The 12,092-nt window shown below is 58.9% G+C and carries 14 protein-coding genes; 9 read left to right on the top strand and 5 right to left on the bottom strand.

Features of this window, described 5'->3' with window-relative positions:
- Nucleotides 1-59: 59 nt before the first annotated feature.
- The 6 genes from AB4Z13_RS21050 (at nt 60) to AB4Z13_RS21025 (ending at nt 6,208) form a co-directional block, all read left to right on the top strand.
- Nucleotides 60-1,094, top strand: coding sequence for a Gfo/Idh/MocA family protein (locus AB4Z13_RS21050; protein WP_113320062.1), 1,035 nt, complete (start codon nt 60-62; stop codon nt 1,092-1,094).
- Nucleotides 1,095-1,106: 12 nt separating this feature from the next.
- Nucleotides 1,107-2,009, top strand: coding sequence for a sugar phosphate isomerase/epimerase family protein (locus tag AB4Z13_RS21045; RefSeq protein WP_113320061.1), 903 nt, complete (start codon nt 1,107-1,109; stop codon nt 2,007-2,009).
- A 66-nt stretch (nt 2,010-2,075) separates the two neighbouring features.
- The gene (locus AB4Z13_RS21040; RefSeq protein WP_442206707.1) at nt 2,076-3,308 is read left to right on the top strand and encodes an ABC transporter substrate-binding protein; all 1,233 of its coding nucleotides are present in this window, start codon (nt 2,076-2,078) and stop codon (nt 3,306-3,308) included.
- Nucleotides 3,309-3,414: 106 nt separating this feature from the next.
- Complete coding sequence (locus tag AB4Z13_RS21035) at nt 3,415-4,317, top strand: carbohydrate ABC transporter permease (RefSeq protein ID WP_113320059.1); 903 nt, start codon at nt 3,415-3,417, stop codon at nt 4,315-4,317.
- The gene (locus AB4Z13_RS21030; RefSeq protein WP_113320058.1) at nt 4,314-5,141 is read left to right on the top strand and encodes a carbohydrate ABC transporter permease; all 828 of its coding nucleotides are present in this window, start codon (nt 4,314-4,316) and stop codon (nt 5,139-5,141) included. The genes AB4Z13_RS21035 and AB4Z13_RS21030 overlap by 4 nt, the downstream gene beginning before the upstream one ends.
- Nucleotides 5,138-6,208 carry an ABC transporter ATP-binding protein gene (locus AB4Z13_RS21025; protein WP_442206706.1) on the top strand — a complete coding sequence of 357 codons (1,071 nt, stop codon included), beginning with the start codon at nt 5,138-5,140 and terminating at the stop codon, nt 6,206-6,208. Before AB4Z13_RS21030 ends, AB4Z13_RS21025 begins: the two co-directional genes overlap by 4 nt.
- Before the next feature lie 130 nt (nt 6,209-6,338).
- Here the strand turns inward: AB4Z13_RS21025 and AB4Z13_RS21020 are convergent, their stop codons facing one another.
- The 4 genes from AB4Z13_RS21020 to AB4Z13_RS21005 form a co-directional block, all read right to left on the bottom strand.
- Nucleotides 6,339-6,530 (bottom strand): hypothetical protein, encoded by a 192-nt coding sequence (locus AB4Z13_RS21020; RefSeq protein ID WP_113320056.1) that lies wholly within the window; start codon nt 6,528-6,530, stop codon nt 6,339-6,341.
- 106 nt (nt 6,531-6,636) lie between these two features.
- Nucleotides 6,637-8,247: a DHA2 family efflux MFS transporter permease subunit gene (locus AB4Z13_RS21015; protein WP_442206705.1), complete on the bottom strand. Its 1,611-nt coding sequence runs from the start codon at nt 8,245-8,247 to the stop codon at nt 6,637-6,639.
- Nucleotide 8,248: 1 nt separating this feature from the next.
- Nucleotides 8,249-9,409 (bottom strand): HlyD family secretion protein, encoded by a 1,161-nt coding sequence (locus AB4Z13_RS21010; RefSeq protein WP_442206704.1) that lies wholly within the window; start codon nt 9,407-9,409, stop codon nt 8,249-8,251.
- Nucleotides 9,410-9,928: 519 nt separating this feature from the next.
- Nucleotides 9,929-10,162, bottom strand: a complete 234-nt coding sequence (locus AB4Z13_RS21005; RefSeq protein ID WP_113320054.1) for a DUF6894 family protein — start codon at nt 10,160-10,162, stop codon at nt 9,929-9,931.
- 119 nt (nt 10,163-10,281) lie between these two features.
- Between AB4Z13_RS21005 and AB4Z13_RS21000 the strand changes: the two genes are divergently transcribed.
- From AB4Z13_RS21000 to AB4Z13_RS20990, 3 genes are all read left to right on the top strand, one after another.
- The gene (locus AB4Z13_RS21000; RefSeq protein ID WP_442206703.1) at nt 10,282-11,001 is read left to right on the top strand and encodes a Crp/Fnr family transcriptional regulator; all 720 of its coding nucleotides are present in this window, start codon (nt 10,282-10,284) and stop codon (nt 10,999-11,001) included.
- A 19-nt stretch (nt 11,002-11,020) separates the two neighbouring features.
- Nucleotides 11,021-11,269, top strand: coding sequence for a hypothetical protein (locus AB4Z13_RS20995; RefSeq protein ID WP_442206702.1), 249 nt, complete (start codon nt 11,021-11,023; stop codon nt 11,267-11,269).
- A 140-nt stretch (nt 11,270-11,409) separates the two neighbouring features.
- Nucleotides 11,410-11,712 (top strand): hypothetical protein, encoded by a 303-nt coding sequence (locus tag AB4Z13_RS20990; RefSeq protein ID WP_113320051.1) that lies wholly within the window; start codon nt 11,410-11,412, stop codon nt 11,710-11,712.
- 6 nt (nt 11,713-11,718) lie between these two features.
- Here the strand turns inward: AB4Z13_RS20990 and AB4Z13_RS20985 are convergent, their stop codons facing one another.
- Complete coding sequence (locus tag AB4Z13_RS20985) at nt 11,719-11,961, bottom strand: DUF6074 family protein (RefSeq protein WP_025668238.1); 243 nt, start codon at nt 11,959-11,961, stop codon at nt 11,719-11,721.
- Nucleotides 11,962-12,092: the final 131 nt, after the last annotated feature.

Below are 12,092 nucleotides of genomic sequence, written 5' to 3'. Positions count from 1 at the left end.
CGTAAACGTTTACGGAAGGCGTTTCGGGAGGAATCTGAAGCGCACCGCTGGAGGAAATCGTGAAATTGAATGCCGTTCTGTGCGGGTGCGGAGCTATGTCTAAAGGCTGGCTGCGTGCTATCAAGGAAACGCCTGATCTTGCCGAGGCAATCGAGGTCGTCGGCCTGGTCGACGTCAATCCCGCTGCTGCCGAGAAACTTGCCGAGGAATTCGGCTTGAGCGCGGCTCGCATCGGCTCTGATCTCGCTGCCGTCATCGCCGAAACCAAGGCGGATATCGTCTTGGACGTCGTTATCCCGACCGCACGTTTTGATGTCGTGTCAACGGCCATGAAGGCCGGCTGCCACGTGCTGAGCGAAAAGCCGATGGCGACTTCGCTTGCCGAAGGCGCCGCACTCATCGATCTCGCCGCCGAAACTGGCAAGATCCATGCGATCATTCAGAACCGTCGCTTCATTTCCGGTGTGCGCCGCCTGCGTCGCTTCGTCGAAAGCGGTGCGATCGGCGAGCTGACTGGCATTCATTGTGACTTCTTCATCGCTCCGCATTTTGGCGGCTTCCGTGAAGAGATGGACAATGTCCTGCTGCTCGACATGGCGATCCACACTTTCGACGCCGCCCGCTACGTGGCCGGCAAGAAGCCGCTCGCCGTCTATTGTGTCGAGCGCAATCCCAAGGGTTCCTGGTATCGCCACGGCGCCTCTGCCAATGCAACTTTCGAATTTTCCGACGATGTCGTCTTCACCTATCGCGGCTCCTGGTGTGCCGAAGGCGAGCGAACGAGCTGGGAAAGCCAATGGCGGATCGTCGGCACAAAGGGCATGCTGACCTGGGACGGTGAGGATGGCTTCAAGGCCGCCGTTTCGGGTAACGAGCCCGGTCTGCTTCATGGTTTTTCATCCGTCGAGGTTCCCGCACCCGAGCGTGCCGAAGAAACCCACGGTCATGCCAGCGTAATCGCAAGCTTTGTCGATGCGATCCGCACCGGCAAGCGGCCGGAGACGGCCAGTTCCGACAATATCAGAAGCCTCGCCATGGTCTTCGGTGCGATCGAGAGCGCCAAGACCGGGCGTCGCGTTGAAATTTCAGCATAAGGATTAGATGACGTGAGCAACCCCGCCAAAGCCATTCGCATCGGTACCATGGTCAGCGCCTCCAAGGGCGGCGCCGACAAGCGCATTGCCCAGATCGCCCATATGGGTTTCGAGAGCTTCGAGCCCTTCTTCTGGCAGACCACCAACGGCCAGGATCTTGCCGAACTCGGTAAACGCAGTGTGGAGGCGATCGGCGATCGCGACATCACGATTTCAACACTCGGCATGTTCGGCAATCCGCTCGAAGAAACCGAGATGGACCTGCAGACGCTGCAGGGCTGGAAGGACTGCATCGACAACGCTCATCACTTCGGCGCCACTTGCGTTGCCGGCTTCACCGGTCGCATCCGCAACAAGCCGCTGACTGAGAGCCTGCCGCGTTACAAGCAGGTCTGGAGCGAACTCGCCAAGCGCGCCGCCGACAAGGGGATCAAGATCGCCTTCGAAAATTGCGCCATGGATGGCAACTGGGCGACCGGCGACTGGAACATTGCCCATAATCCCGATGCCTGGGAACTGATCTTCAACGCGACGCCCGACGACAATATCGGCCTCGAATGGGAGCCGTGCCATCAGATGGTCTATCTGATCGAGCCGCTGCCGCAGATCCGCAAATGGGCCAGCAAGATCTTCCACGTCCACGGCAAGGATGCGACTATCCGCTGGGATGTGATCAAGGAACACGGCATCTTCGGTAAGGAAAAGTTCGTCTTCATGCGCACGCCGGGCTTCGGCGACAGCAACTGGACCGACATCATTTCCGAACTGCGGCTTGCCGGCTGGTCCGGCTCCATCGATATCGAAGGCTGGCATGACCCGGTCTATCGCGACGCCCTGGAAATGACCGGGCAGGTCTATGCGCTGAACCATCTGAAACATGCCCGGGGCGGCGATTTCGTCGTCGATCCGGTGTGAGTGAATATGGTCGGCGTGGAGGAAATCGCCGGCCATTTTAATGGATAACCACAAAGGAGGAGAATCATGGCTATCCGTAAATCCGTAATTCTGGGCGCGCTGGCGCTCGCAGGCGTCTCGCTCTTCGGCCTGTCTGCCAAGGCGGAAGACGTCAAGCTGACGCTCTGGTCGCTGGACAAGGACACCCAACCGGCTCCGACTCTGGTCAAGGAATTCAATGACCAGCATAACGGCATCACCATCGAATATCGCCTGATCCAGTTCGATGACGTTGTTACCGAAGCGATGCGCGCCTATGCCACCGGCCAGGCGCCCGATATCATCGCCGTCGACAATCCTGAGCATGCGCTGTTTTCGTCTCGCGGTGCCTTCCTCGATATCACCGACATGATCAAGAACTCCAAGGTCATCAAGCCTGAGAACTATTTCCCCGGACCACTGAAGTCGGTCGAGTGGGACGGCAAATATTTCGGCGTGCCGAAGGCGACGAACACGATCGCGCTCTACTACAACAAGGACATGTTCAAGGCGAAGGGCCTCGATCCGAACAAGCCGCCGCAGACCTGGGACGAACTTGTCGAGGATGCTCGCAAGCTGACCGATCCGGCCAAGAACGTCTATGGTCTTGCCTTCTCGGCAAAGGCAAATGAGGAAGGCACCTTCCAGTTCCTGCCCTGGGCGCAGATGGGCGGCGGCAGCTACGAGCACATCAATGCCGATGGTGCGGTCAAGGCGCTCGAAGTCTGGAAGACGATCATGGACGAGAAGCTTGCCTCGCCTGATACGCTGACCCGCGGCCAGTGGGATTCGACCGGCACGTTCAATTCCGGCAATGCCGCCATGGTGATCTCCGGTCCCTGGGAGCTGGACCGCATGGTTCAGGAAGCCAAGTTCGATTGGGGCGTAACGCTGCTGCCGGTTCCGAAGGAAGGTGCAGAGCGCTCTTCGGCAATGGGCGACTTCAACTGGGCGATCTTCTCGACCAGCAAGCATCCGGCTGAAGCCTTCAAGGCGCTCGAATATTTCGCCTCACAGGACGACAAGATGTTCAAGAACTTCGGCCAGCTGCCGGCCCGTTCCGACATCTCCATCACGGAAACCGGCCAGCCGCTGAAGGATGCTGCCCTCAAGGTCTTCCTCGAGCAGCTGAAATACGCCAAGCCGCGCGGTCCGCATCCGCAGTGGCCGAAGATCTCCAAGGCGATCCAGGACGCCATCCAGGCTGCACTCGCCGGCCAGATGAGCCCGAAGGACGCGCTTGATCAGGCTGCCGACAAGATCAAGGCAGTGCTCGGCTAATATCCGCATCACCGGATGGCCACCGGCCATCCCATCCTTTTCCTCCCGGCAGGGGCTGTCTCCCGCGAAAGCGCCAGGCAGCCCCGTTCGGAGCATCGGAGGACCCATGAGAAGGATCCTTTCCAGCGTCAGAGATGGCCGCGGTTTTGATATCGTGCTTGTCGCCTTTCCGCTTGGCTTTCTGTTTCTGATGGCAGGTCTGCCGCTCATCTACAACGTGGTGATGAGCTTCCAGGAGGTTGACATGTTCAGCCTCGGCACCTTCTCGCGCCCCTGGGTGGGCCTCAAGAATTACACGGATCTTTTCGCGCAGCCGGAAACGCTGCCGATCCTCTACAATACGGCGATCTTCGTCGTCGGCTCGATCGCCGGCCAGTTCCTGATCGGCTTCGGCCTGGCGCTGTTCTTCTGGGTCAATTTCCCCGGCGCATCCTGGCTGCGCGGTCTCTTCCTCGTCTCCTGGGTCATGCCCGGCCTTGTCGTCGGTGCGATCTGGAACTGGATCCTCTCGGGCGATTTCGGCGTGCTGAACTTCATCCTGAAGGAAAGCGGCATCATCTCCGGCAACATCTTCTGGCGCTCGGACCCGCATTATTCGCTCTACGCCGTCATCATCGCCAATATCTGGCTCGGCACGTCCTTCAATATGATCCTGCTGTCCGTCGGTCTCTCCAGCATTCCAGGCGATCTCTACGAGGCTGCCGAACTTGATGGCGCCACGGCCTGGCAGCGCTTCTGGACAATCACGCTGCCGATGATGCGCTCGACAATCGGCGCCATCATCGCGCTCGGCCTGATCTTCACGCTGCAGCAGTTCGATCTCTTTGCCGCCATCACTTCAGGCGGGCCGAACAACTCCTCCAACGTCACGCAATACTGGGCCTGGGATTTGTCTTTCCGCCAATATGATTTCGCCAAGGGCGCGACCATTTCCGTCATCATGATCGTCTTCGTGATGTTCGCCTCTGTCGTCTACGTCCGCTCAACCCGCCATGAGGTGCGCGGATGAGCGAGACTGCACGCAATCGCCTGATGCTCGTGATCGCCATCATCATGGCGGCGATCTATCTTTTCCCGCTCTATTGGATGTACATCACCGCGCTGAAAAGCGGCTCGGAGATGTTCGCAACACCCCCGAGCTTCTGGCCGGCCTCGCCGCAATGGAGCACCTATGCCTATGTCTGGGAAAGCCGGAGCATGGGGCTCTATCTCTGGAACTCGCTGGTGATTGCGATCGGCGCGGTCGTCATCATTACGGCGCTCGGAGTCGGCTGTTCCTATGTGCTGGCGCGCTATCGCAATGTCTGGGTGGATATCGGCCTCTTCCTGATCCTCATGCTGCAGGTTCTGCCGGCTTCACTGATGATCACGCCGATCTTCGTCGGCTTCTCTCAGATCGGCATGCTGAACTATCCAAGGCTTGCCGTCATCATCGCCATTGCCGCAAAGAGCATGCCGTTCTTCGTGGTGCTGGTGAGGGCCACCTTCATGGCGGTTCCGATGGAGCTCGAAGAGGCTGCCCTCGTCGACGGCAATTCACGTGTCGGCGCCTTCTTCAACATCGTGCTGCCGCTTGCCCGCAACGGCATTCTGGTTAGCGCCATTCTCATCTTCATGCAGGCCTTTGGTGAGTTCGTCTATTCCAAGTCGATGATCCAGGCGGCCGAGCTTCAGCCGGCGAGCGTCGGGCTCAACTCCTTCATGGGGCCGAACACCAATGAATGGAACAACATCATGGCCTATGCCACGATGTATGTGACGCCGATCCTTGCCATCTTCGTTCTTTTGCAGCGCCGCATCGTATCCGGCCTCACCTCGGGAGCCCTCAAATGACCCCTCAGATCGAGCTTGCCGGCGTCAACAAACACTACGGCGCCTTCCATGCCCTGAAGAATATCGACCTTTCCATCGCCAAGGGCACTTTCGTCGCGCTCGTTGGCCCTTCCGGCTGCGGCAAGTCGACCCTGCTGCGCTCGCTGGCCGGGCTGGAAACTATTTCCGATGGCAGCCTGAAGATTGCCGGCGAGCTGATGAACGGAGTGCCGCCGCGTAAACGCGATGTCGCTATGGTATTCCAGTCCTATGCGCTCTATCCGCATATGACCGTTGAGGAAAACCTCACCTACAGCCTGCGCATGCGTGGCGTTGCAAAGGCGGAGGCGACGAAGGCAGCCGAGGAGGTCGCGGCCACGACAGGCCTTTCGCATCTGCTGAAGCGCTATCCGCGTGAGCTTTCCGGCGGCCAGCGCCAACGCGTCGCCATGAGCCGCGCCATCATCCGCCATCCCAAGGCCTTCCTGTTCGACGAGCCGCTCTCCAATCTCGACGCCGCGCTGCGTGTTCACATGCGCAAAGAAATCCGCGCGCTGCACGATCGTCTGCATGCGACCTCGGTTTACGTGACGCATGACCAGATCGAGGCGATGACCATGGCCGATCATGTCGTCGTCATGCGCGATGGCATCATCGAGCAGCAGGGCAGGCCGCTCGACCTTTACGACAAGCCTGCCAACAAATTCGTTGCCGGTTTCATCGGCTCGCCCGCGATGAACTTCATTCCGGCGATTGCCGGCGAGGATGGAAAAAGCCTGACGCTCGATCTCGGCGCGCTCAGGCCGCAGATTGCCATCGACCATCAGATCCAGCCAGGTCGCATGGTCACCGCCGGAATTCGTCCGGAGCATATCGGCATCACCAATCAGGGGCAGGGGAGCTTTGACGTGCCCGTCGCGGTCGTCGAATCCACGGGTTCCTCGACCTTCATCACTGCTGCGACGACACCCGAAATGACGATCGTCGAAACGGGCAGGGGATCGGTTCAGCCGAACCAGGCGATCGGCGTCACCGTCGATCCGGCGCAGGTACATCTCTTCGATGAAACGAGCGGCGTCAGAATTTGAGATCTGGTTTCGGTCTGATTGGTTCCCGCAGCAGCCTAATGCGGGACACCGCGCGATCATGACTTATCAGGGGTAGATCTGATTGCCATATTCTCGGCCGCCATGATCGTCGGCCGAGCCATTGCCGCGCTTATCGAGCGAGCGAAGCCGGCGCAGCTTGCTTAACTGCCACCTCCGTATCGTGCGGTCGCTCGTCGGAGTTTGCCCATACGGCCACAGCAAGTCCTGCGACGATAAAGTAGGGCAGTTTGCTTGAAAGCCTGAGCTTGCCGGAAACGACATTGCCGCGGGTGCATTCAAAGCCGGACACTTCTGGGGTCATCAGTACCTGTCTCGTGTGAATATCACGTCGCAAACATAGTACATGCAACGATTCGAATGAACCCCCAGATTAGGGGATATACAAGAAGTTGCTGACATCAGGCAGATCAGTGTCCGCCCTGATGGCCCGAACCCTCACCAAGGTCGATTTTGCGCAGGATGAAGGCGAGCGGCAAAACTGCGAGCGATAGCCACATCAGCGTGTGGAAAACGTCGATATAGGCAAGATAACTAGCCTGGGTCTGCACCTGCTGGCCGATCCAGGCCATAGCCTGCGATTGGGCATCGATCGCTCCAGTTCCTTTATCGGCAAAATACTGGGTCGCGCCCTGAAGGGCCTGGTTGTAGGCGGGATCGGAGGGGATGATGTGCTCGACCAACCGGCTCTGATGCCACTGTTCCCGGTGGGCGAGCACGTTTGAGGCGATCGCAACGCCGATTGAACCACCAGTATTTCGCGCTGCATTGATGAGGGCCGATGCCTGGTCCGTCTGGTCGGACCTCAGGCCATCATAGGAGGCTGCAGTCATCGGGATGAAGATCAGCGGCAGGCCGAGGCCGAGATAGATGCGCGACCAGACGAAAAAGCCGAAGTTCAGATCGGCGTTGAGGCGCGTCATGTCATACATGCCGGCTGCAATGATAGCCGTGCCGACGGCGATCAGATATTTCGGCTGGAACTTGTTGGAGATCCGTCCCGCCACGAACATCATGAACATCGTTACCAGGCCACCGGGCGAAAGCGCAAGGCCAGCCCAGGTCGCCGTATAACCGAAATTTTGTTGTAGGACCTGCGGGATGAACTGGGTCGTGGCGATCAGGATCGCGCCCGTCGCCAGCATGACGATGAAACAGGAACCGAATTGTCGGCTTGCCAGCAAGCGCAAGTCGACGACAGGATTGGCCGTTTTCATCAGCCATGGGATCGCAAGAAGAAAAGCTGCGATGCAGATTGCCGTGGCGGCAATGATGAAGTTCGAGCCGAACCAGTCTTCCGTCTGGCCACGGTCGAGAACCAGTTCGAGTGCGCCCAGAAAGGTCGCGACCAGCAGGAAGCCGACAATATCGAAACGCACGCCTTGCCGGCGCATCCGTGCGCGTTCCTGGCGCAGTGAATCCGGTTCGTCCACGAGAAAGTAGACGAGGATGAAGGCGAAAAGGCCGACCGGTCCGTTGATCAGGAAGCACCAGTGCCAGGAGAAATTGTCAGAGAGGTAGCCGCCGAGCGTCGGGCCGACCACGGGAGCGACGACCACGGCGACGCCGAACAGGGCAAAAGCCTGGCTGCGCTTCGATGGTGGGAAGGAATCGGCGAGGATCGATTGGGAGATCGGCACCATGCCGCCGCCCGCAAAACCCTGGATCATGCGGAAAATCAGCAGGGATTCCAGGTTCCAGGCAAGCCCGCAGCAGAGAGAGGCAATCGTGAAGGTGGCGAGGCACAGAAGGTAGAAGCGTCGTCTCCCGTAACGTTTGGCAATGAAGCTGCTGGCGACGAGGATGATGGCATTGGAAACGAGATAGGTCGTGACGACCCATGACGCTTCATCGGCGCTGACGGCAAGGCCGCCGGAGATGTAGCGCAGTGCCACATTGGCAATCGTCGTATCCAGGACCTCCATGAAGGTCGCGAGCGAAACGACCAGCGCGATCAGCCACGGATTGGCAACCCTGGCACCGGATGCCGGCGTGCCATCCGCTGTTATGGCATCACTCATGTCAGTTCCTCGGACGCACGGTTACCGTCGGCACTACGGACATGCCGGGACCGATCGCCACATCCTTTGGCCAGTTGTCGACGACGATCTTGACCGGCACACGCTGTATGACCTTCACATAGTTGCCGGTGGCGTTTTCAGCTGGAAGCAGTGAAAAGGCGGTGCCCGATCCGGGCTGGACGGAATCGACCCGGCCACGAAGGACATGATCCGGATAGGCGTCGATCGTCACATCGACAGGTTGGCCCGGCCGCATGTCCGTCAGCTGGGTTTCCTTGAAATTGGCCGTCACCCAGATCTCGTCGGGCACGAACATGGAGACTGCCTGTCCAGCCTGGACATATTGCCCTTTCGAGCCGCTGAGCTTTACGACACGGCCGGGCTGCGCCGCCGTGATCGTCGTGTAGCTGAGGTTCTGTTCGGCCGCTTCGACCTCAGCTTCCGCCTGATGCAAGTTGGCGACGGCGCTTGCTCGTTGTGCTTCGGCGGCTGCCTTGTTCTTGATGGCCGAGGTGACGCTTGCCTGCGCCTGAGCGGTACTCGCCCTGTCCTGCCTCAACGTGGACGCTGCCTGCTGTGCGGCCTGCTCCGAGCCGGCGCCGCTTTTCACCAGTTGCTGCTGCCGGTCGTTTTCATCCTGCGCATACTGAAGGGCGGCTTCTGCCGAGGTCTGCTGCGCCTTGGCCTCGTCGATCGCTGCGGCTGCGGCGGCAATCTGCGCTTCGGCGCTGGAAATCGCTGCCTTTGCGACGTCGTCCTGGCCGTGCGCCTGATCCAGTGCGATCTGGTAGTCGCGAGGATCGATCTTGGCGATGACTGCGCCGGCGTCGACATGCTTGTTATCGGAGACAGGAACGTCCGCGACGTAGCCTGACACTTTGGCGGCGACGGAGAAGCTGCGAGCATCGACGAAGGCGTCGTCCGTCGTCTCATAGGGATGGAAATAGATGAGCCAGATGAAATAGCCCGCGACAGCAAGAACAATCAGCGCGAGAACGATGAGCAGGCTCGCCATTGGATGGCGGCGGATCACGGAAGGGCGTTTCTCGGCTTCCGTGTTCTTTTCGACCTCCTTGGTCGGGGCTTCGTCTCTTGCGGGATCGGAGGGCTGATCTTGCCCGGCGGCGGCGCGCTGGTTCTGGGGCACGGCAATGTCTTTCATTTTGAAAACCTGAAACCAACGCCGGATCATCGGCTTCGGTTCCGGTCAAAACGCCGCATGGATGGAGGGAGGCGACACGCCGAAGGTCGCCCACGGCCTGCAGATCAAGGTGTGCTGGCGACGGGATTGAAGCATCCGCGCTCGGTCTATGTGCTGCCGAACGGTGCTGTGCCGGCGGTCGAATCCATCGCTCCGCGGTGAAGCAAGTCGCAGACATCAACCTTCCCTCTTGAGCTCGGCCTTGCGGTACACAAGGTCGGCGGCATCCGAGAATAAACTCTCAAATCTTGGTGCGACGCGGGAGATAATCCAGTCCACCGCGTTCGGTCGAAGGAAATGCCAAGCCGTTCCGCAGACATCTCGAAGCGACAGCCCGGTTGTGTCAAATTTAAATGCTGGCAAATAGACTGCCAGCTATGGTCCCGCCGCATGCACGGTCTTGCATGTCATGTCAGGGGGCGCGAGTTTGTCACGTTCGATCAATTATTTACCGGCCACCCGGCTTCGCTTGGGGTGGAATCAATCCAGCCATTCGTTCGAAAAAGCAAGACTTGCGACGGAAATCGGTCGCTCTTGCGACCGGACTGTCAACGATATGATCGTTCTCTCTCCGGCTGGCAATTCATCACGCGCGATATCGACTAGGATTCGTGCCATCTCCTTAAGCACCTCGGCTCGCGACGCAAGTTCCGTTCCCTCATTGTCCCGGATCGGGCCGTCACCATTGTGAAGATCAAAGAAGTATCGGGCCATCTGCTCACACTATTCGAATATTTCATCATGAAGTGCCGGCCGTCCAAATTGTTCCATTCGCCTATTTTGTTGGGAAGTCATCATTTTTCCGCTTTCGCCCGAAAAGGGGAGAGCCGTTCGTGATCGAGCCTCTCCTCCTCAATCTCGAAAGTCATGATGTGCTCTCCACCGCGGAGATCGAGCTCCTACGCTCCATCGTCGGCCGCGAAAGGTCCGTGGCAGCAGGCGAAGACCTCGTCTCCGAAGGAAGCCGGCCCAATCATTCCACGCTGCTCCTCGATGGGTTTGCAGCCAGATATAAGGTTCTGGAAGACGGCACCCGGCAGATCACTGCATTGCAGGTCGCCGGCGATTTCGTCGATCTTCATGCCTTTCCGCTGAAGGTGATGGACCACGGAATTATCGCGATTTCAAATTGCCGTATTGCTTCGGTGGATCACCAGGAGCTGAAGGCGATAACCGAGACTAATCCGCATCTGACACGCCTGCTATGGCTCGATACTCTGGTCGACGGGGCGGTGCACCGCGAATGGATTGTTACCATGGGCCGCCGTTCAAAGAAGGCGCATATCGCCCATCTTATCTGCGAGCTCTATGTCCGGTTGCGCACGGTGCGCAGGACGAACGGATCAAGCTTCCAGCTACCGCTGACGCAGAATGCCATGGCTGATGTTCTCGGCGTTTCGCTGGTTCATCTCAACAAGACGCTGCAATCGCTGAGGAAGGAAAAGGCTTTCACTTGGGAGGGGAGGGTGATTACCATTGTCGACTGGGACAAGCTGCAGAAGATCGCCGGCTTTGACGCTGGATATCTGTCGCTGTCGATCGAAGCGCGATAGTAATGTCTGTGATGGGAAGATGTTGGACCCAACAAGCGAGCGCATCATGATCAACCGTTACATCAAACCTCGGGACGAAGCGCTGACATCGGATGACCTCGCCACATGCCAGAATGTGCTGGATATGCTAAAGGCCGAGTTCGGGCTTGCTGATGACGACGAAGATGTGGCCCGCTCGGCCGCGATCATCATCGAACTCTACCGCCAGGGCGTGCATGACGAGGAGCGATTGAAGACGCTGGTCTTTGCCACGCGCGGCAGGATCTGAAGCCAGGACGCGTCTTCAATATGGATGGATCGATCTGGTTTGCCATCTTCCCAGATCCTACCTCTATCGCGCGGCATCAACGCCTGCTGTTGCGATCGAACCCCGCAGGCGCTGCTAACCCGCCCGCATCAGGAGGTCTTATGAGAAGTTTGATTTTAGCGGCTGCCCTCTTCGTCCCCACGGCTGCCTTTGCTCTCGAGGCCGTGGAGGTCAATGCCCGCGACCATTCCTGCCGCGAGCTCGCGCAGATTATCCAGCAGAAAAAGGCCGTCTTTGTTCGCATGGGCATCGGAGGCCGGAGCTTCCGTTACCCGCCTGCGCGATGCCGGCTGGGCGACAAATATGATGTCGCAAGGGTGCGCGCCGCCAATGGGGAAATATGCGTGCTCGACTACGAGTGCGTTTACGACCCGCAATCCTTCTACAACCGCTTCCCCAAGTAATGCTTTCTATCGCTCTGCCGCTGCGGCGTAGACGACCTGAAGCTCCATCTGTACCGCATCCATGAACAGGGCGGCCTGCCGCGATAGTTCGTGATCGCTGCAACCCTGTTCTCTTAAATTGGCCGCAAACCCGGCCATCTCCGACCGCCAGAAGCGGTTGGCGGCCTCGCCGTGAAGGTTCTGAAGGGCCTCGGCGCAGCGCCTGATATCGGCTGTGCGTCGGTCGGCGGGAAACTGCAGAAGCGGCATGCTATCTCCGTCATTGCTGGGCGAATCGCCAAGTGTCCCGCAGAATGGCTGTGAGTTCTTCACAAGTAGTGAAGCCGATCGCGAAGACACGACTCTTCAAATGCTGCCCGTTCGTTCGATGGCACCCGACA

Origin of the sequence: Rhizobium sp. YAF28 (assembly GCF_052113285.1) — a bacterium.
Lineage (GTDB): Bacteria > Pseudomonadota > Alphaproteobacteria > Rhizobiales > Rhizobiaceae > Rhizobium.
The sequence above is the reverse complement of the archived record's forward strand: the minus strand, read 5'-3'. Positions and strand labels throughout refer to the sequence as shown.

Excerpts from the sequence above, each read along its gene's own strand:
- AB4Z13_RS21040 (WP_442206707.1), top strand. The coding sequence starts at position 2,076 with ATGGCTATCCGTAAATCCGTAATTCTGGGCGCGCTGGCGCTCGCAGGC.
- AB4Z13_RS21035 (WP_113320059.1), top strand. The coding sequence starts at position 3,415 with ATGAGAAGGATCCTTTCCAGCGTCAGAGATGGCCGCGGTTTTGATATC.
- AB4Z13_RS21030 (WP_113320058.1), top strand. The coding sequence starts at position 4,314 with ATGAGCGAGACTGCACGCAATCGCCTGATGCTCGTGATCGCCATCATC.
- AB4Z13_RS21025 (WP_442206706.1), top strand. The coding sequence starts at position 5,138 with ATGACCCCTCAGATCGAGCTTGCCGGCGTCAACAAACACTACGGCGCC.
- AB4Z13_RS21020 (WP_113320056.1), bottom strand. The coding sequence starts at position 6,530 with ATGACCCCAGAAGTGTCCGGCTTTGAATGCACCCGCGGCAATGTCGTT.
- AB4Z13_RS21015 (WP_442206705.1), bottom strand. The coding sequence starts at position 8,247 with ATGAGTGATGCCATAACAGCGGATGGCACGCCGGCATCCGGTGCCAGG.
- AB4Z13_RS21010 (WP_442206704.1), bottom strand. The coding sequence starts at position 9,409 with ATGAAAGACATTGCCGTGCCCCAGAACCAGCGCGCCGCCGCCGGGCAA.
- AB4Z13_RS21005 (WP_113320054.1), bottom strand. The coding sequence starts at position 10,162 with ATGGCCCGATACTTCTTTGATCTTCACAATGGTGACGGCCCGATCCGG.
- AB4Z13_RS20995 (WP_442206702.1), top strand. The coding sequence starts at position 11,021 with ATGTTGGACCCAACAAGCGAGCGCATCATGATCAACCGTTACATCAAA.
- AB4Z13_RS20990 (WP_113320051.1), top strand. The coding sequence starts at position 11,410 with ATGAGAAGTTTGATTTTAGCGGCTGCCCTCTTCGTCCCCACGGCTGCC.
- AB4Z13_RS20985 (WP_025668238.1), bottom strand. The coding sequence starts at position 11,961 with ATGCCGCTTCTGCAGTTTCCCGCCGACCGACGCACAGCCGATATCAGG.